This window comes from Arthrobacter sp. TJ-266 (assembly GCF_058269115.1).
The window spans coordinates 694,193-710,252 of record NZ_JBZCNC010000001.1 but is presented as its reverse complement, the minus strand read 5'-3'; the positions used below and the strand labels follow the sequence as shown (position 1 = coordinate 710,252).

At 71.3% G+C, this 16,060-nt stretch carries 23 protein-coding genes; 11 read left to right on the top strand and 12 right to left on the bottom strand.

Features of this window, described 5'->3' with window-relative positions; translation table 11 throughout:
- Positions 1-25 precede the first annotated feature (25 nt).
- From AC4D12_RS03670 to AC4D12_RS03655, 4 genes are all read right to left on the bottom strand, one after another.
- Complete coding sequence (locus AC4D12_RS03670; protein ID WP_490948484.1) at positions 26-1,021, bottom strand: cyclase family protein; 996 nt, start codon at positions 1,019-1,021, stop codon at positions 26-28.
- Positions 1,018-2,019: a fumarylacetoacetate hydrolase family protein gene (locus AC4D12_RS03665; RefSeq protein ID WP_490948482.1), complete on the bottom strand. Its 1,002-nt coding sequence runs from the start codon at positions 2,017-2,019 to the stop codon at positions 1,018-1,020. Before AC4D12_RS03665 ends, AC4D12_RS03670 begins: the two co-directional genes overlap by 4 nt.
- 1 nt (position 2,020) lies before the next feature.
- Positions 2,021-3,040, bottom strand: a complete 1,020-nt coding sequence (locus AC4D12_RS03660; RefSeq protein WP_490948480.1) for a VOC family protein — start codon at positions 3,038-3,040, stop codon at positions 2,021-2,023.
- A gap of 186 nt (positions 3,041-3,226) precedes the next feature.
- On the bottom strand, positions 3,227-3,448 hold the full coding sequence (locus AC4D12_RS03655; protein WP_490948478.1) for a hypothetical protein: 222 nt from the start codon (positions 3,446-3,448) through the stop codon (positions 3,227-3,229).
- Positions 3,449-3,740: 292 nt separating this feature from the next.
- On the opposite strand from AC4D12_RS03655, the gene AC4D12_RS03650 reads away from it, so the two are divergent.
- Positions 3,741-4,037 (top strand): hypothetical protein, encoded by a 297-nt coding sequence (locus AC4D12_RS03650; protein WP_490948476.1) that lies wholly within the window; start codon positions 3,741-3,743, stop codon positions 4,035-4,037.
- A gap of 76 nt (positions 4,038-4,113) precedes the next feature.
- Positions 4,114-4,398, top strand: a complete 285-nt coding sequence (locus tag AC4D12_RS03645) for a hypothetical protein (protein ID WP_490948474.1) — start codon at positions 4,114-4,116, stop codon at positions 4,396-4,398.
- A gap of 2 nt (positions 4,399-4,400) precedes the next feature.
- On the opposite strand, the gene AC4D12_RS03640 is transcribed toward AC4D12_RS03645, so the two are convergent.
- Positions 4,401-4,553 (bottom strand): hypothetical protein, encoded by a 153-nt coding sequence (locus AC4D12_RS03640; RefSeq protein WP_490948472.1) that lies wholly within the window; start codon positions 4,551-4,553, stop codon positions 4,401-4,403.
- Here AC4D12_RS03640 and AC4D12_RS03635 point away from each other — a divergent pair.
- From AC4D12_RS03635 to AC4D12_RS03620, 4 genes are all read left to right on the top strand, one after another.
- Positions 4,546-5,400, top strand: a complete 855-nt coding sequence (locus AC4D12_RS03635) for a sugar phosphate isomerase/epimerase family protein (protein WP_490948470.1) — start codon at positions 4,546-4,548, stop codon at positions 5,398-5,400. The two genes, AC4D12_RS03640 and AC4D12_RS03635, sit on opposite strands and share 8 nt — an antisense overlap.
- A gap of 9 nt (positions 5,401-5,409) precedes the next feature.
- Positions 5,410-5,799: a nuclear transport factor 2 family protein gene (locus AC4D12_RS03630; RefSeq protein WP_490948468.1), complete on the top strand. Its 390-nt coding sequence runs from the start codon at positions 5,410-5,412 to the stop codon at positions 5,797-5,799.
- Positions 5,800-5,809: 10 nt separating this feature from the next.
- Positions 5,810-6,136 carry a hypothetical protein gene (locus tag AC4D12_RS03625; protein ID WP_490948466.1) on the top strand — a complete coding sequence of 109 codons (327 nt, stop codon included), beginning with the start codon at positions 5,810-5,812 and terminating at the stop codon, positions 6,134-6,136.
- A gap of 91 nt (positions 6,137-6,227) precedes the next feature.
- Positions 6,228-7,082, top strand: coding sequence for an SRPBCC family protein (locus tag AC4D12_RS03620; RefSeq protein WP_490948464.1), 855 nt, complete (start codon positions 6,228-6,230; stop codon positions 7,080-7,082).
- 116 nt (positions 7,083-7,198) lie between these two features.
- On the opposite strand, the gene tsaD is transcribed toward AC4D12_RS03620, so the two are convergent.
- Genes tsaD through alr form a run of 5 tightly spaced genes read right to left on the bottom strand, consistent with a single transcriptional unit; the run spans position 7,199 to position 11,172 of the window.
- Positions 7,199-8,284 (bottom strand): tRNA (adenosine(37)-N6)-threonylcarbamoyltransferase complex transferase subunit TsaD, encoded by a 1,086-nt coding sequence (gene tsaD, locus AC4D12_RS03615; protein WP_490948462.1) that lies wholly within the window; start codon positions 8,282-8,284, stop codon positions 7,199-7,201.
- Positions 8,281-8,751: a ribosomal protein S18-alanine N-acetyltransferase gene (gene rimI, locus AC4D12_RS03610; RefSeq protein ID WP_490948460.1), complete on the bottom strand. Its 471-nt coding sequence runs from the start codon at positions 8,749-8,751 to the stop codon at positions 8,281-8,283. The genes tsaD and rimI overlap by 4 nt, the downstream gene beginning before the upstream one ends.
- Entirely contained in the window at positions 8,748-9,461 is a 714-nt protein-coding gene (gene tsaB / locus AC4D12_RS03605) for a tRNA (adenosine(37)-N6)-threonylcarbamoyltransferase complex dimerization subunit type 1 TsaB (protein ID WP_490948458.1), read from the bottom strand. The genes rimI and tsaB overlap by 4 nt, the downstream gene beginning before the upstream one ends.
- 9 nt (positions 9,462-9,470) lie before the next feature.
- Complete coding sequence (gene tsaE / locus AC4D12_RS03600; RefSeq protein ID WP_490948456.1) at positions 9,471-10,022, bottom strand: tRNA (adenosine(37)-N6)-threonylcarbamoyltransferase complex ATPase subunit type 1 TsaE; 552 nt, start codon at positions 10,020-10,022, stop codon at positions 9,471-9,473.
- Positions 10,006-11,172 carry an alanine racemase gene (gene alr / locus AC4D12_RS03595; protein ID WP_490948454.1) on the bottom strand — a complete coding sequence of 389 codons (1,167 nt, stop codon included), beginning with the start codon at positions 11,170-11,172 and terminating at the stop codon, positions 10,006-10,008. The genes tsaE and alr overlap by 17 nt, the downstream gene beginning before the upstream one ends.
- A gap of 70 nt (positions 11,173-11,242) precedes the next feature.
- On the opposite strand from alr, the gene AC4D12_RS03590 reads away from it, so the two are divergent.
- The 5 genes from AC4D12_RS03590 to AC4D12_RS03570 all read left to right on the top strand — a co-directional run bounded on the left by AC4D12_RS03590 (position 11,243) and on the right by AC4D12_RS03570 (position 14,193).
- Entirely contained in the window at positions 11,243-11,824 is a 582-nt protein-coding gene (locus AC4D12_RS03590; RefSeq protein WP_490948453.1) for a GIY-YIG nuclease family protein, read from the top strand.
- A gap of 61 nt (positions 11,825-11,885) precedes the next feature.
- A complete protein-coding gene (locus tag AC4D12_RS03585) occupies positions 11,886-12,533 on the top strand; it encodes a sigma-70 family RNA polymerase sigma factor (protein ID WP_490948451.1) in 648 nt (215 codons plus the stop codon).
- A 56-nt stretch (positions 12,534-12,589) separates the two neighbouring features.
- A complete protein-coding gene (locus AC4D12_RS03580; RefSeq protein WP_490948449.1) occupies positions 12,590-12,847 on the top strand; it encodes a hypothetical protein in 258 nt (85 codons plus the stop codon).
- 24 nt (positions 12,848-12,871) lie between these two features.
- Entirely contained in the window at positions 12,872-13,576 is a 705-nt protein-coding gene (locus tag AC4D12_RS03575; protein ID WP_490948447.1) for a class I SAM-dependent DNA methyltransferase, read from the top strand.
- Positions 13,573-14,193 carry a hypothetical protein gene (locus AC4D12_RS03570; protein WP_490948445.1) on the top strand — a complete coding sequence of 207 codons (621 nt, stop codon included), beginning with the start codon at positions 13,573-13,575 and terminating at the stop codon, positions 14,191-14,193. Before AC4D12_RS03575 ends, AC4D12_RS03570 begins: the two co-directional genes overlap by 4 nt.
- Positions 14,194-14,227: 34 nt before the next feature.
- Here AC4D12_RS03570 and AC4D12_RS03565 read toward each other — a convergent pair whose 3' ends face one another.
- The gene (locus AC4D12_RS03565; RefSeq protein WP_490948443.1) at positions 14,228-14,827 is read right to left on the bottom strand and encodes a DUF1349 domain-containing protein; all 600 of its coding nucleotides are present in this window, start codon (positions 14,825-14,827) and stop codon (positions 14,228-14,230) included.
- Complete coding sequence (locus tag AC4D12_RS03560) at positions 14,824-15,978, bottom strand: PfkB family carbohydrate kinase (RefSeq protein ID WP_490948441.1); 1,155 nt, start codon at positions 15,976-15,978, stop codon at positions 14,824-14,826. Before AC4D12_RS03560 ends, AC4D12_RS03565 begins: the two co-directional genes overlap by 4 nt.
- Between the last annotated feature and the right edge of the window lie 82 nt (positions 15,979-16,060).

Below are 16,060 nucleotides of genomic sequence, written 5' to 3'. Positions count from 1 at the left end.
GTGGTGCGGTGGTCCGGTGGTGCTGTCAGCGCAGGGCGATGGGGTTCACGGGGGACCCCACGGCTCCGGTGATGCGCAGCGGTGCGGCGGTGAGCAGGAAGTCGTACCGGCCGTCCGCGGCGCAGGCGTCGGCCAGGCCGTCGAGATCCCACATCTCGCCGAGGAACAGACCGAGGTTGGGTATCGCGATCTGGTGCAGCGGCTGGAAGGCGCCGTCGAACTCGTTCGGCCGCACCTCGAAGCCCCAGGTGTCGGTGGCGATCCCCGCGATCTCCGAGGCGTGCAGCCACGGGGCCGCGTTGAAGGAGAGGCCGGGGGCCGGCCCGCCCGCGTACTCACCCCAGCCGTCCCGGCGGGCCCGCGTGTACTGCCCGGTGCGGACCACCACGATGTCGCCGCGGCGCACCTCGGCGCTGGATCCCTGGGCGGCGATGGTCTCGGCGAGGTGCTCGGGCGTGATCGCGAAGCCGTCGGGAAGCTGCCCGTCGGTGCGGCCCAGCCCGGGCGCCAGCGTCCGTCCGACGTCGAGCAGCACACCCCGCGTGGTCACCGCCGAGGCCGCGGTCTCGATCCCGGTGACGAGATCACCCTCGGAGGTCACGACGTCGCCCGCCCGCCGGCCGTTCCACGCCCGCCCGCGGTCGAAGATGTGGCCGAGGCCGTCCCACTGCGTGGAGCACTGCAGCGGCATGGAGATGACGTCGTCCGCGCCGCCGATGCCGTGCGGGAACCCCTGGTTCCCGCGTTCGGCGTCCACGCCGGTGTCCGTCATGGTGTGCACGGGGTTGGTGCGGCGCCGCCAGCCCTTCTGCGGACCGTTGGTGTCGAAGGACTGCGAGAGCGAGTACGTCTCCCCCGTGACCACCAGGCGCGCCGCTTCCACGCGCTTCGCCGGCGTGATGAAGTTCAACGTCCCGAGGACGTCCTCCTCGCCCCACCGGCCCCAGTTGTTGTGGTTCGTGGCCATCGCCTCGATGGAACCGAGCGGGTCCGCCCACTGGATACCCGACCCGGCGGTCATGCCCTGGCCGCCTGCCGGGCTCCGTGCTGCGCCGCGTCGCTGCTCGCGGACGTGCTCTCCGCCCTGCAGTGCACCACCTGCGTGCCCAGCCCGGTGATGGTCCCCTCCATGACGTCGCCGTCACGCAGCAGTCTGCCCCAGTGGGCGCCGTTGCCGGCGGGGCTGCCCGTGAGCACGAGATCACCCGGCAGCAGCGGTGCGGTCTGCGACGCCTCGCTGACGAGCTTCGCGACGCCGAAGATCATGTCCGCCGTTGATTCGTCCTGCATGGTGTCACCGTTGAGTTTCAGCGTCACCTGGAGGTCCTGCGGATCGGCGAGGAACTTCGACGGCGTGAGCAGCGGGCCCGTGGGCAGGAACCCGGGAGCGTTCTTGGCGCGGTACCAGTCCGAGCCGATGGCCGGCATGTCCTTCCGGAACACGAACTCGCGCGTGGTGATGTCATTGACCATGGTGTACCCGAACACGTGCGCCAGCGCATCCTCGGGCGTCACCCGGAAGGCACGCGTCCCGATCACCGCTGCGAGCTCGAGCTCCCAGTCGTGGCTGTCGCTGTAGGAGGGCAGCACGAGGTCCGCCGTGGCCGACGTGATGACCGTGGGCAGCCCGATGAAGAAGTAGGGCGTGCCCTGGCCCGCCCTGCTGTCCATCATCTCGGCCGTCCGGCGCCGCACCTCCTCCTCGTCCTCGCCCGGCGAGCGGTGCGAGGCGGCGAGGTCGATCACGTGCTTGCGGTAGTTCGCGCCGGCCTGCAGCACCTGTGTCGGCTGGACGGGCGCGACGACGTCGAGGTCGCCGAGCGCATGCCGGTCGTCGGAGGTGTCGGCGGCGAGGGCGTCGAACACCGGTTCGAGGTCGGCCCACTCCGCGATGACCGTGGGGATGTCCTGCGGGATCTCCCGCACGCGGTCCCCCACGACGAGCCCCGTGGCGGTGGCGCCGTCGGCGCGGCGGAAGCGGAGGAAGGCGTAGGAATGTGCAGGCGTGTCGGAGGCCATCTCAGCCACGACCCTGGACGGCGTAGGGGTTGAGCAGCGCTTCCTTCATGGCGTCGGATGCACCCTCCTCCGTGGCCGTCATGCCCTCGGCGGGCGGGAAGGATTCGGTCATGGAGTGGGGCATGATGCCGTTGCGGTAGAAGTTGTTCGAGCCGGCGGACGGCGTCCATGTGTTCGCCTCCCAGTCGGGCACGTAGTTGCGGTAGCCGCCGGAGTTCAGTTCCACACGGAGTCCGCTCGGCTCACGGAAGTAGAGGAAGTTCTGCTCGCCCACGCCGTGGATGGACGGGCCGTACTCCATGGGGGTGCCGTGCTCCATCATGACGTCCGCAGTGCGCATGAGGTCCTCCGTGCTGTCCACCCAGAACGCGATGTGGTTGACGCGGCCGGCCCGGGAGGAGGTGTCGAGGACCACGCCGAGATCGTGCGACTTCTCGTTGGTGGTGAGGACCGAGAACACGGTGACGGGAGCCTCGTCGAGGTCCACGAAGGCCATGACGCGGAAGCCGAGGGTCTCGCTGTACCAGCGGGCGAACCCGCGGACGTCCGAGGCGGCGACCGTCACGTGGTCCAGGAACCTCGGGGCCGCGGCGTGATCGCTGCGGCGCTCGGGGCGGTCAGGGTACGAGGACGCGAACTCGGGCTCGGCCACGAAGCGCTCCACCTCGAAGAAGAGGCGCATGGGGTGGCCGTAGGGGCCGGTGAACTCGTAGGCGCGGCCGTGACCGTGGCCGGAGTCCTTCCAGGTGCCCGTGGTGCCGCTCGCCTCGATCCGCACGACGGCGTCGTGCAGTGCCGCCTCGCTCGAGGTGCGCCACGCCATGCGCATCAGCGCGGCCTCGGGGCCGGGCACCACGACGAGGCTGTAGCGGTAGTAGTCGCCCCAGCAGCGCAGGTAGACGGCGCCGTCGACGCGGTCCACGATCCGCATGCCGAACTTCTCCTCGTAGAAGCGTGCCGAGGCTTCGACGTCGGGGCTGGCGATGTCCAGGTGGGCGAGATGGGAGAGCGGAGTTTCCACGCTGAATCCTTCGGGCTGGGTACGAGGCGGATCCTCTGTGATCCACGTAACAACCTTGTCCCGCCCGAAGTATCAGGGGAAGAGCGTAAAGAACATACGAAGTATCCGCTGAGCGAATACCAGCTCGGTCACTGCCGGTCCGCTCCCGGCCGACGCGCCCGTTCGCGTGGCCGGCGCCGGAGCTCCCTAGAAGGGCAGTGCGGCGTCCGGGCTGACATCCTGTGCGAGCTTCACGACGTCGTCCACCGGGAGCTCCGCCACCTCCGCGATGACCTTGATGTCCTCGCCGTGGTTCAACGCCTCCGTCACGGCCTCCTGGAGCACCAACTCCGCGCGGTCGAGCTCGAACTCGACATCTTCCTTGTCCGCCGCTGCTACGCGGATCTTGTGCAGGTCGTCCTTCGTCATGGCTGTGCTCACTTCACACTCAGGTGGAACCACGGTCAACGGTGGTGGCGACGCACCGCTCGCACAGCACAAAGTGCAGCCCGCCCCAGGTGACGTCGTCGCGTTCATGCTATCCAGTAGGCCGTCCCTGCGCAGGAGGGATTCCCGCCACCCGCCGGGCCCTTGCGCAGTCGGCGCCCCCTGTGCTGCGGGTGCCCCCTGTGCAGCGGGTGCCCACTGCACGGTCGTCGCTCCAGTCGGACCCTCGAAGGCCGGACCTCCGAAGGTCGGACCCGCGACGTACCCTCGTCGCATGGCACAACGACCAGGCTGGCACGGCATCCCACCCAGCGCCGACAGGTACGTCCCACCGCTCCAGCTCGAGGCGCCCACGGCGGACGTCGTCGAGCCGATCCGATCGCCTGCCCTCTGGGTGGACCTCGACTACCCCGACGGCTCCACCCGCACCCTGAAGGGCTTCGCGATGGCGTGGACCGGGACGGAGGTCCTGGCGCAGTGGATCGAGTTCTCCCGCGCCAGGGAGGCGTGGGTCGACGCCGCCCGGTGCCGCCGTCGCGCGCTGCCGGTCCACCCCACGCGCGCCGCCTGATTCCCGGGCGCCGCCCGCCCGGGCTCGTAGAGTGGTGGCGTGACCCTGCCGCCCGCCGCCGCCCGAGCCGTGCGCCGTGGCTAGGGCCGCCGGCTGGCACGGGCTGCCACCCACCACCCACCGGTACACCCCTCCCCTCCAGCTCGAGGCGCCCACCGAGGGCATCACCGAGTCGACGTCACCCGCACCCGCCCTGTGGGTGGACCTCGAGTACGCCGACGGGGCACGTCAGACCGTCCGCGGGTTCGCCATGGCGTGGACGCCGACGGCCGTGCTCGCGCAATGGGTCGAGTTCTCGATCGCCCGCGAGGCCTGGGTCCGGCCGGACCAGTGCACGCGGCGGCAGGTCCCCGAGCGCTAGCATCAGCCCGGCGGGCGCCCGGGTGCCTGGTTGCCCGTCATGACCAGGGCGTACCCGAACGGCCCCGGGCTGACGCCGTCGACCGGGTCCGAGGTCAGGAGATCACTGCCTCGGACGTCGATGTCCACGATGCCGGCGCCGTGGTTGATGACCATCAAGTACGCACCCCTCGACGAGGCCCTGCGGGTGGTCGCCGGCGCGACCATCGGAAGCATCGGGCTGTGGCGCGACTCCGTGCACTCCGCGACGCTCCCACGCGCCGTCCGGCTGCTCGCCGACTCGGGCCTCCGGCTCTCGAGCCTGTGCCGCGGTGGGTTCTTCACGGTTCCCGAGGGCTCCGCACGGCGCGCAGCCATGGAGGACAACCGCAGGGCCATCGACGAGACGGCACAGCTGGCCGCGGCGGGCGCACCGGGCTCGGCCGCCGTCCTCGTGATGGTGGCCGGTGGCATCCCCGAGGGCTCGCAGGACATCGTCGGCGCCCGCGCGCTGGTGGAGGACGCCCTCGCCGAACTGGCGCCGGTAGCGGCCGCCGCGGGCGTGCGCCTGGCGCTCGAGGCACTTCATCCCATGTACGCATCCGACCGCGCGGTGATCTCCACGCTCGGCCAGGCACTCGACCTCGCTGCACCGTTCGACCCCGCGGTGGTAGCGGTCGTGGTCGACACCTTCCACGTCTGGTGGGACCCCGACCTGATGGGACAGATCGCCCGCGCGGGACGTGAGGGCCGTATCGCGAGCTACCAGGTGTGCGATTGGCGGACACCCCTCGAGGCGGACGTGCTGCTCTCCCGGCATCTACCCGCTTCGGGAGTGATCGACTTCGGGTCCATCACGCGGGCCGTGTCGGCCGCGGGATACACGGGCGACGTCGAGGTCGAGATCTTCAACCAGGCCATCTGGGACACATCGGCGGACACGGTGATCGGACGAACCGCCGATGCGTTCTCGACGCAGGTCACCCCGCACCTGGACCGTCCCGCGGACACCGTACACCGGTAGCATCGGGGCATGAAATCCACGGAAGTCGTCCGTCAGTACTGGTCAGCGGTCTGGAGCAGGGACTGGAAGGCCGTCGGCGCAACGCTCGCCGAGGACGTCGAGGTGTTCTGGCCCGTCACGCGCGAGATCATCCGCGGCAGGGACAACATGGTGGCGGTCAATTCCGAGCACCCGAACGGCTGGAGCATCGACGTGCTGAACGTCCACGACGCCGGCGACGTGGTGGTCTCCGAGGTGCAGGTACCGCAGGAGGACGTGGGCATCTTCCGCGTGGTGTCCTTCTGGACCGTCCGCGACGGCCTCATCACGAGCGGCCGCGAGTACTGGACCGAGTACGGCGGCGAGGAGGGCCGCGACTGGCGGCGGAAGTACGCGACCGTCGGCGATCTGCCGAGCTGAGCGTCCCGTCATGAGCCTGCCCACGGCCCCCGAGCCTGACGGCGCAGCCGCCATGCACCACTTCACGATCGCCGTCGAACCCTGGCGGCGGCCCCGTGGGTGGCGCACCCTGGCGTGGGCGGGCAGCTTCCTCGCCGCAATCTCCCTCGACCTGATCGACCGCCCGTCCCTGTACCAGGCGGTCCTGCGCCGCCGATCGGACGGTGTCCACGTGCTCCGCCTGGACGCCTCCGATAACCAGGAAGCCGACAGCCTGATGGAGGAGGTGCAGGTGGATCTCGCGCGGCTCACCGTGGAGGAGTTCTCCCTGGAATGGAACCTGCCGATGCCCGCCTGACACGCGCGGCCCCTTGGCATCGTCCTTGACGACCCCATATGCTAAGCCTGCTGATGGTTTCGTCAGCGCACGTCCCACCATCCAGGGAGGCATGATGAGCACGAAGGTCGAAGAGTCCGTTGTGGTGAATCTTCCAGTGACGACCGTGTACAACCAGTGGACGCAGTTCGCGGAGTTCCCGCACTTCATGGGCGGGGTCAAGCAGATCACCCAGCTCGGCGACGATCGCATGGAATGGGTCGCGGAGATCGGCGGCATCCGCCGACAGTGGGAGGCGAAGGTCCTCGAGCAGGTGCCCGACCGCAGGGTCTCCTGGGCTGCCACCGAAGGCGCCACGAACGCCGGAACCGTGTCCTTCGAGGACCTCGGCGGAACCACGCGCGTGAACCTCTCCCTCGAGTACGAACCCGAGGGCCTCGTGGAGAAGGTCGGCGACAAGCTGAACGTCGTCGAGAACCAGGCGAAGGCCGATCTCCACCGCTTCAAGGAGTTCATCGAGTCCGAGAGCTACGCCACGGGCGCATGGCGCGGCACCGTGCCGGGCACGGGCACCGCGACGATCGACGACGCCGCTGGATCGCGCGGCGACAGCGGCGGCGCAGGGATCTCCGGCAAGCTCGCCGCTGGTGTCGGCGTCGCAGCGGCCGCCGCTGTGGCAGGTGTCGCCGTCGCGGCCTCCAGCTCGAAGAACGACGACGACGTCGACGTGACGGAGACGCCCGTCGACACCGGCCTGGGATCGGACCTGGGCACCGACACGGAAGCCGTCACGGTGATCGACGACGTCCCGGTGCCACCCGTGACCGATGACGCCGGTGTGGTCGACGTCGATCCCGTGCCCGCCGTGGACGGCATCCCGGGCACCGGTGTGCCCTCGGAGATGACGGGGCTCCGCGACAACGATCTCCTCGACGAGGAGACCACGGACCGGCGCGGCACGCTCTGATCGGCGGGCCGGACCGGGCCATCCCGATCAGGTCACGTGAGCGGGGCCGGACTCCTTCGGGGGTCCGGCCCCGCTCCGCGGCCGGCACGGCTCCGGGCTCAGACTTCTAGACCTCGTCAGACCTCGGGGAGCACGATGGTGGTGACGGGCAGCGAGGAATCGGTGCCGAACCCGATGCCGCTCGGGCTGCCACCCGCGAGGACGATCTGCGCGCCGAGCGCCGCGACCATGGCACCGTTGTCCGTGCAGAGCGACGGCGCGGGGACGGTGAGCGCGATCCCGGCGGCGTCGCACCGCTCCCGGGTCAGCTCCCGCAGGCGGCGATTGGCCGCGACTCCTCCGCCGAGCAGCAACGAGCGGATGCCGTGCTCGGTGCAGGCGAGGACGGCCTTCCGGGTGATGACGTCCACCACCGCCTCCTGGAAGGATGCCGCGATGTCCGCCACGGGCACCTCGAGACCCGCCGCCTCGTGCTGTTCCACGGAGCGGGCCACCGCCGTCTTCAGGCCGCTGAAGGACCAGTCGTACCGGTGCGGGCCGGGGGCCTCGGCCGTCCCCATGTACTTCGGCTGCGTCAGGCCCCGGGGGAAGCGGATCGCCGTGGGGTCGCCGTCGCGCGCGAGCCGGTCGATCGCCGGCCCGCCCGGGTACCCGAGCCCGAGGATCCGCGCGGTCTTGTCGTAGGCCTCCCCCGCGGCGTCGTCGATGGTGGACCCGAGCAGCCGGACGTCGTGCGCGAGACTGCCCACGCGGAGGATCTCCGTGTGGCCACCGGAGACGAGGAGGGCGCCGAGGTCCTCGGGCAGCCCGTCGGGGAACGTGCCGCCCAGCAGTCCCACGCCCACGTGCGCCACGAGGTGGTTGATCGCGAACAGCGGCTTGCCCGTGGCGACGGCGAGCGCCTTGGCCGCGGAGACACCCACCATGAGGGCCCCGGAGAGGCCCGGACCCGCCGTCACCGCGATGGCGTCGATCTCCTCGAGGGTGACTCCCGCCTCTTCCAGAGCCGCGCGCAGGGTCGGCACGAAGGCGTCGAGGTGCGCGCGGGAGGCGATCTCCGGGATGACGCCGCCGAACCGCACGTGCTCCGCCATCGAGGAGGACACCGTGTTGGTGAGGAGCCGCGTGCCGCGGACGATCCCCACTCCGGTCTCGTCGCACGAGGACTCGATGCCGAGGACGAGCGGCTCCGCGCGCGTCACGGCGCAGCTCTCTCGGCCGGTGCAGGCAGGAGGAGCCGCATCACCCAGGCGTCCACGCCGTCGCGGTAGTACCGCTTGCGCGTGTGGATGCGCTCGAAGCCGAAGCGGACGTACAGCCGCTGGGCGCGCGGGTTGTCGGCGCGGACCTCGAGCATGACGGTGTCCGCGCCCCGACGCGCAGCTTCCTCGATCAGTTCCGTCAGCATGGCACGGCCTATGCCCCGGCCCTCGACCGCGGGCAGCACGCCGATGGTCTGGATGTCCGCCGTCGTGTCCACCACCATGAGGCCCGCGTACCCCACCATTTCGCCGTCCACCTCGGCCACGATGTAGCGCCGGGTGTCGGGTTGGAAGAACTCGTCGTAGAACATCTCGAGGGGCCAGGCGTCGGCCGGGAACAGTTCCACCTCGAGGCGCGCCAGGGCCTCGATGTCCTCGTAGGCGAGGTCCCGCAGGGTGAAGGTCATGACGTGGCCCGCTTCCGCGGCCCGGGAACCTGCGCGTCGGACTCTCGGAGGTACAGAGGGGCGGTGTCGCTGAGTACCATCCCGGCGAGGAGCCGGAGCCGGGCCACCCGCGCGAGCGCGACGGCGTCGGGGTCAGCGGTCGCGAAGTCGGGCACGCCGTCGAGCTCCTCCGGGTACAGGCCTGCGGCCCGGCCGACGACCGGCAGGCCCGTCGGGAGATCGGCTGCCGCACCCACGTGCGGACCGTCGAGCAGTACCGGACCGTCGAGCAGATCCGGCACGGAGGGTGCGTCGTCGCCCAGGCGAGCGGGTTGGGCGGGCTTCCGGTACTCGGCCCAGTACACCTCCCCGCGCCGCGCGTCCGTCCCGACGAGGAACCGCTCCCCGGCGGGCAGTGCGCCGGAGGCGTCGAACGCCAGGGCGTCCAGGCTCATGACCCCGTGCAGGGGCACGTCCCAGACGAAGGCGAGGGTCCGCGCGGTCACGAGGCCGGCCCGCAGCCCGGTGAAGGGCCCCGGACCCACCCCCGCGACGACGGCGTCCACGTCGGGACCGTCCACCCCCGCCTCGGCGAGGATGCGCTGCACCGCGGGGGCGAGGACCTCGGCGTGCGAGCGGGTGTCGCCACTGCCGAACCGGCCGAGGACGACGTCGTCCTGCAGGAGGGCCACCGTGGCCGCGGCCGAGGTGTCGAGGGCGAGAAGAAGCACCCGACAAGCCTAGTCGAGCGCGAGCGTCGGCTGACGGTCCCGCCAGCGGGGGCCGAACCCGGTGAGGGTGACGGTGCGCACCTCGTCCTCGCCGTCGTCGTCGAAATCGGTGACGATGCCCGGGCCGGCCGGGCCGGGAGCTGGGGAGCCACCGAGCGGTCGCGCGATCCCGATGTGCAGGCGGCTGTCGCTGAGATGGTCCACGCGGCCTGCACCCCACTCGACCACCGTGACGTTTCCGGGCATGGTCGAGTCGAGGTCGAGGTCGTCCACCGCTGCAGGGCTGTCGAGGCGGTAGGCGTCGACGTGCACGAGCCCGGGCCTCCCGCTCGGAGCGGGGTGGTGCCGCACCAGCACGAAGGTGGGCGAGATGATGCGCTGCTCCACGCCGAGGCCCCGGCCGAGGCCCTGCGTGAAGGTGGTCTTGCCCGCCCCCAGTTCACCGGACAGCACCAGCAGGTCACCCTCCCGCAGCACCGGCGCGAGGCGGGCGGCGAGATCCTGGAGCTCCTCCGCGGACCCGACGTCGTGCGTCGACGCCCACTCAGGCGCAGTCGTCATCCGGCCCGTCCCCGTGACGTGTCCCCACGTAGCTGCGCTCCACCCGGCCGCTGATCCGCGTGACCACCTCGTAGTTGATGGTCTGCGCCGCGGCCGCCCAGTCCTCCACCGCGGGCGCGCCCGGACCGCCGAACAGGACGGCGCGGCGGCCCAGCGGACTGTGCGGCGTTCCCAGCAGACCGGTCGCGCCGAAGTCGATGACGAACTGGTCCATGGCGATACGGCCCACCACCGGGTAGATCCTGCCGTCCACCTGCACCGGTGCGCCCGTGGCGATCCGCGGCACGCCGTCCCCGTAGCCCACCGGGATGAGCCCGAGCGTCGTCGGCTTCTGCGTACGGTAGGCGAAACCGTAGGAGACGCCCTGGCCGGCGGGTACCTCCTTGACGTTGGAGACGAGCGCGCTGAACGTCATCGTGGGGTGCAGCCCGAGGTCCGCAGACCCCTGATCGGCGAACGGCGAGAGCCCGTAGATGCCGAGCCCCACCCGCACGAGGTCGAAGTGGCAGTCCGGACGGGAGTAGGTGGCGGGCGTATTGGCCAGGTGCCGCACCTCGACGTCGATCCCGGCGTTCTCGGCCGCCGCGACGGCCTCGCGGAAGGCCCGCACCTGCAGGTCCGTCTCGGGGCGCGAGGGTTCGTCGGCCACGGCAAGGTGGGAGAAGATGCCGACCACGCGGATGAGGCCCTCCTCCTGGTGCTCCACGGCACGGCTGAGCAGCGCGTCCCACTGCTCGGGCGGGCAGCCGTTCCGCCCCAGCCCGGTGTCGATCTTGAGGTGCACGATCGCCGGACGCTCGAGTTCCCGCGCTGCCGCGACCACGTGCTCGAGCTCCCAGCCGGAGATCCCGAGGTCCAGGCCGTGCTCCACACCGGCGGAGAAATCGGTACCCGGGGTGTGCAGCCAAGCGAGGATGGGCGCTTCGATCCCGGCCCTACGAAGCGTCACGCCCTCGCTCACGTGCGCCACCCCGAGCCAGGCGGCGCCCGCCTCGAGCGCCGCCTTCGCGACGGGTACGGCACCGTGGCCGTAGGCGTCCGCCTTCACCACCGCCATGAGGCGCGCCGGGTGCGCGACGCCGCGCAGGTGGCGCACGTTGTGGCGCACGGCATCGAGGTCGATCTCCAGGGCGCGTTCGGGCTGAGTCATCGCCCCCATTCTGCCAGCCGGCCACCCGGCCCCGTCGCGCGGTGTCGGTGGCGGGAGGCAGGATCGACACGTGACCGATTCCGAACCGCCCGCCACGGTCTGCCGCTTCGACGACGCGGGTGGCATGCCCTGCGCGCTGCCGACCGCGGACGCGCCGTTTCCCCTGTGCAGCGCGCATCTCGCGGAGGTCACGGACTGGGTGGAGGGCGAGTTCGGGGTACAGGACGTCCTGCCCGTCGCCTGCCCCGCGTGTGGTTCACGCACGGGTGTCAGGTACCCGTCCGGATGGGTGTGCGCGGCGTGCGAGTGGCGCCTGGGTGAGACCCGCGACCCCGGGCTCCCGCCGCCGCGCGTCGACGTCGTCTATTACATCCGCTTCGGGGACCGCATCAAGATCGGCACGACGGCGAATCCCCGCAGCCGCCTGGCGCGGCTGTGGCACGACGAGCTGCTGGCCCTCGAACAGGGGGACCGCCTGGTGGAGCGTCGCCGGCACGAACAGTTCGCCGACGCGCGGCTGGACCGCTCCGAGTGGTTCCGCGCAACCCCCGCCCTCGAGGACCACGTGCGCCGACTGGCGGCGGGTGTGGAGGACCCCTGGCTGAGATACACACGCTGGCTGGGCGAGGCGACGGCGCGCCAGGGCGCGTAGACCCGCCGACCCGTCGGGTGGCAGACCGGTGGTCCAGGTGGTGGCACCTAGGATGACGAGTGTGGCGACGTCAGCGCAGCGGGTCGACGGTGCGGCGAACGACGACGTCGCCGCCCTCCTGCTCGCCGTCTCCCGTGGCGACGAGCGGGCGTTCACCGTTCTCTACCGGGTGGGTTCGCCCCGGGTCCATGCGATCGCGCGCCGCGTGGTGGTCGACGAGCAGCTGAGCATGGAAGTGAGCCAGGAGGTGTTCCTCGCGCTCTGGCAGGAGACCGCCGCGCGCTACGACCCCGCAAAGGGGTCCGGCATGTCATGGCTGCTGACCCTCGCGCACCGTAAGGCCGTGGACAAGGTGCGCATGGAACACACGCACCGCGCCCGCACGGTGGCCTACGGTGCGCGGAACCTCGACGTCCCCTTCGACTCCGTGACCGAGACCGTCCTGGCGCGGTGGGAGGTCGGCGAGGTACGGCGGGGGCTCAGCGCTCTCTCTCCTGCGCAGCGTGAGGCGATCTGCCTGGCCTACTACGGCGGCCTGACCTACCGGGAGGTCGCCCAGTACCTCGGTATCCCGGTACCCACGGCCAAGACCCGCATCCGGGACGGGCTGAAGAGGTTGTCGGCGGGCCTCGCCCTCGGCACCGACCCCGCCTCGGAGGAGAGCCACCCCGCCGCCCCCACCGTTGGGTCGGCCCGCACCGCCCTGTGACCCGGATGCGGCCCCCGAGGGTTCTCCTCGGCCCACCGATGCTGCAGGATGGCGTGATGGGGATGAACCAGGAATTCCAGAACGAGGTCCGCCGGCTCGCCTTCCGCTCCCGCCTGACACCCCTGCTGGCCACGGTGTGGTTGCTCGGCACGGCGGTGGTGGTCGCGTCCGTCGCCGCGCCCTCACCCTGGGTGTCCGATGCACTCGACGTGATCCCGTGGATCGTCTTCGGCGCCCTTCTGCTCGTGGGAAGCAGGGCCAGGGCACATGTTCGCCGCCGGTCCGTACCGCCGGCGCGCGGCACCCTTCGGTGAGAGCTGGCTCGAGAACACGCGCCCGTGCCTGACGCGATCTTCGACCATCCCCGCCTCGCCGCCGTCTACGACCACCTCGATGGCCACCGCGACGACCTCGAGCCCTACCTCGCCATGGCGGAGGAGTTCGGGGCGGAACGCGTGCTCGATCTCGGGTGCGGTACCGGTGTCCTGGCGCTGGAGCTCGCCGAGCGCGGCTACCGCGTCGTCGGGGTGGACCCCGCCGTCGGCTCGCTCGACGTCGCCCGGTCGAAGCCCGGTGCCGCGGCCGTCCGATGGGTGCATGGAGTGGCCGTCGATGCCGCCCACGAGCGCGCCGACCTCGTCCTGATGACGGGCAACGCCGCGCAGGCGGTCGTCGATCCCGAGGATTGGGACGCCACCCTCGACGCCGTGTTCCGCATGCTGCTGCCGGGCGGCCGGTTCGTGTTCGAGACCCGCGATCCCGCGCGTCGCGGCTGGGAGGCCTGGACGGACCAGCAGTCCCGCAGCACCAGGACGGTCGACGGCGTGGGCGACGTCCACAGCTGGGTGGAGCTGACCGGTGTGGCATTGCCCCTCGTGAGCTTCCGCTGGACGTTCGTGTTCGGCTCCGACGGCGCAGTACTGACGTCCGACTCCACCCTCCGCTTCCGGTCGGAGGAGGAGGTGCGTGAGCAGCTGACGCAGCACGGGTTCGTGGTGGACGACGTCCGCGTCGCGCGGAGACCCGACGGGCCCGAGCTGTGACGGATACCGTCGAGGTCTTCACGATCGGCGCCGTCGTCGCCGGACTGCTCCGCCGCACGGAGCATCCCGACACGCTCCGCACCCGGCTGATGTTCGAGTCCCCGCACGGACAGCTCGTCGAACTGTCGCAGACGACGACGTTCCGGACCGGGAGCGAGGTCTGGGATCGCTTCTCCTCCGCCGAGGACGGCGAGGAGATCAGGTGCGTCAATGCCCGGAGCGGCGTCGACGACGGCTGGGGGTCCGTGATCGACGTCGGTGACGCCGTCCCGAGCTACGCTGCGCACCGCGTCCTGGCGCGGATGCTCGGCACCGGAGCCGATGAGCTCCGCTTCCGCCAGTTCGACGAGTCAGCGGCCCCACGCGTCGAGGATGCGAGATTCGTCCGGGAGGAACTGGGTGTGGTCGCGGTGGACGGCGTCGAGCGACCTGCGCGGCGGATCCGGCTCTACGTCGGTGACCGGCCGGGCAACAGCTTCTGGGTGGACGGCGCATCGATCCTCAGGTCCGACTGGAACGGAGCGGAGTCCTACCCCGTCGAGCACGTCGGCGCGCTCCTGCCCCTGCTGCCGCCGCGGGTGAGGGAGCGCTCCGCGGCCCTGCTCGTCGACGACTGAGGGCCACGGCCGGCTCCGCGACGGATCAGACGGATCAGGGGTGCAGCGAGGCGTCGGCGTCGAGCACGGACCATCCCGTGAAGACCACCGTGAGGCCGCCCCGCGTGGGCGCGCAGCAGTAGGGCCCTGCGAGCACCTCGGCCGCGGGATCGAGCGGTACCACCCGGACGAGGCGGAAGGGCTCGCCGTCGGCCCGCGCGCGGACGGTGACGGCGTCACCTGCGCGGCTGACGCGCATCGTCACCTCGCGGCCCTGCCAATCCGGCACCGGAGCCACCGACCAGTCGGAGAACGGTCGCGTGACCACGGCGCCCACCTGCAGCACGCCGTCGGAGACCTCGACGCCCGCCTTGACCCAGTCCTCGGCCGCGCGGTGCAGGTACAGCCCGGCCTGGTCGAACTGCTGGTCGTAGGTCAGCCGGAAACTGACCTCCATCGCGGTGTCGGCGGGGAACGGCCTCAGCAGAGCGTGGGCGCTGTGGTGCACGAAGCCGTACGAGGTGTGACGCCAGGCATCACTCCCCTGCTCGGCGGTCACATGCAGCGACGCACCCTCCTGGGCCACGGCGGCGGGGCGGTGCAGCCACGTCCCCTCGTCCCAGGACACAGGGCCGCGCTGCGATGTGCGGCTCACGAGAGCTCGCCCCGGGCGTCGCGTCCCGCGGGCCCCCCGGACGCGCCGGACGCACCGGACGACGGCGACGCGTCGGACTGGCGGGCGATGGTCGCCGTCGCGCGCCGTACCGCCTCCGTGGGGACGTCCGACACGAGTTCGTCGAGGAAGGCGTAGCGTCGCAGCCACTGCTTGCGCACGCCGTCGCGCCCCTCGCTCACCCGGTGCCACCAGTCCGCGATGTCACCCCAGCCCGGCGCCGCCAGCGAGCCGCCGACGTGCTGCACCGACAGCGACGCACAGAGGTTCGCGAAGCTCAGGCGGTCGGCCAGCGGGAAGCCCGCGAGGTCCGCCATGACGAACGCGGCACCGAAGCAGTCCCCCGCCCCGGTGGGATCGTAGGCCGCGACCGGCAGCGCCGGGACCCACTCCTCCTCCCCCGTGATCGAGTCGATGGCCATGGCACCCTGCTGTCCCACCGTCACCACGGCCACCGGCACGCGGTCGGCGAGCGCGTAGAGCGCGGCCCAGGGATCGTCCGTGCGCGTGTAGGCCATGGCCTCCACCGCGTTGGGCATGAACGCGTAGAAGTGCTCGAGCGAGCCGAGGGTCTCCGGGGCCCATTCCCCCGCCGGGTCCCAGCCGACGTCCCCGAACAGTCGCGTGCCTCTGGCAGCAGCGGCCCTGGCCCAGGGCTCCACCTCCTGCTCCACGCCCACCACAGCTGCACGGCACGACGGCGGCTGCCCGATCAGCTCCGATGCGGACAGGGGTGCGGGATGCCCGTGGGTGATCATCGAGCGGTCCTGGTGCACGGAGAGCGAGACGGTGACGGGCGAGTGCCACTGACTGAACACCCGCGAATGCGAGAGGTCAACGTGCTCCTGGTCCTGCAGCACGTCCCAGTTGAACTGCCCGTAGCCGTCGTCGCCGAACGCCGCGGAGAGGCTCGTGCGGAGCCCGAGCCTGCTGGCGGCGATGGCCTGGTTGGCGATGCCCCCCGGCCCCGACCCCATGCCGTCCGTCCACACCTCGGTGCCGGGTGAGGGCAGCTGCTCCAGGCCGGTGAAGATGATGTCGAAGAACACCTGCCCGGCGAGCAGCAGGTCGAACTCCGGCCCCCCAGGGGTCCGGGTGGCGGCCAGCGGATCGAACCTGTGCTGTGGGGACATGTACGGCAGACTACGTGCAGGCTGCCCGTCGCGGGCGGTGACCAGTCCGTAAGCGGGGACGACGACGGCGGGAGCGGTACGG

Excerpts from the sequence above, each read along its gene's own strand:
- AC4D12_RS03670 (WP_490948484.1), bottom strand. The coding sequence starts at position 1,021 with ATGACCGCCGGGTCGGGTATCCAGTGGGCGGACCCGCTCGGTTCCATC.
- AC4D12_RS03665 (WP_490948482.1), bottom strand. The coding sequence starts at position 2,019 with ATGGCCTCCGACACGCCTGCACATTCCTACGCCTTCCTCCGCTTCCGC.
- AC4D12_RS03655 (WP_490948478.1), bottom strand. The coding sequence starts at position 3,448 with ATGACGAAGGACGACCTGCACAAGATCCGCGTAGCAGCGGCGGACAAG.
- AC4D12_RS03650 (WP_490948476.1), top strand. The coding sequence starts at position 3,741 with ATGGCACAACGACCAGGCTGGCACGGCATCCCACCCAGCGCCGACAGG.
- AC4D12_RS03635 (WP_490948470.1), top strand. The coding sequence starts at position 4,546 with ATGACCATCAAGTACGCACCCCTCGACGAGGCCCTGCGGGTGGTCGCC.
- AC4D12_RS03640 (WP_490948472.1), bottom strand. The coding sequence starts at position 4,553 with ATGGTCATCAACCACGGCGCCGGCATCGTGGACATCGACGTCCGAGGC.
- AC4D12_RS03630 (WP_490948468.1), top strand. The coding sequence starts at position 5,410 with ATGAAATCCACGGAAGTCGTCCGTCAGTACTGGTCAGCGGTCTGGAGC.
- AC4D12_RS03625 (WP_490948466.1), top strand. The coding sequence starts at position 5,810 with ATGAGCCTGCCCACGGCCCCCGAGCCTGACGGCGCAGCCGCCATGCAC.
- AC4D12_RS03620 (WP_490948464.1), top strand. The coding sequence starts at position 6,228 with ATGATGAGCACGAAGGTCGAAGAGTCCGTTGTGGTGAATCTTCCAGTG.
- rimI (WP_490948460.1), bottom strand. The coding sequence starts at position 8,751 with ATGACCTTCACCCTGCGGGACCTCGCCTACGAGGACATCGAGGCCCTG.
- tsaE (WP_490948456.1), bottom strand. The coding sequence starts at position 10,022 with ATGACGACTGCGCCTGAGTGGGCGTCGACGCACGACGTCGGGTCCGCG.
- alr (WP_490948454.1), bottom strand. The coding sequence starts at position 11,172 with ATGACTCAGCCCGAACGCGCCCTGGAGATCGACCTCGATGCCGTGCGC.
- AC4D12_RS03580 (WP_490948449.1), top strand. The coding sequence starts at position 12,590 with ATGGGGATGAACCAGGAATTCCAGAACGAGGTCCGCCGGCTCGCCTTC.
- AC4D12_RS03560 (WP_490948441.1), bottom strand. The coding sequence starts at position 15,978 with ATGTCCCCACAGCACAGGTTCGATCCGCTGGCCGCCACCCGGACCCCT.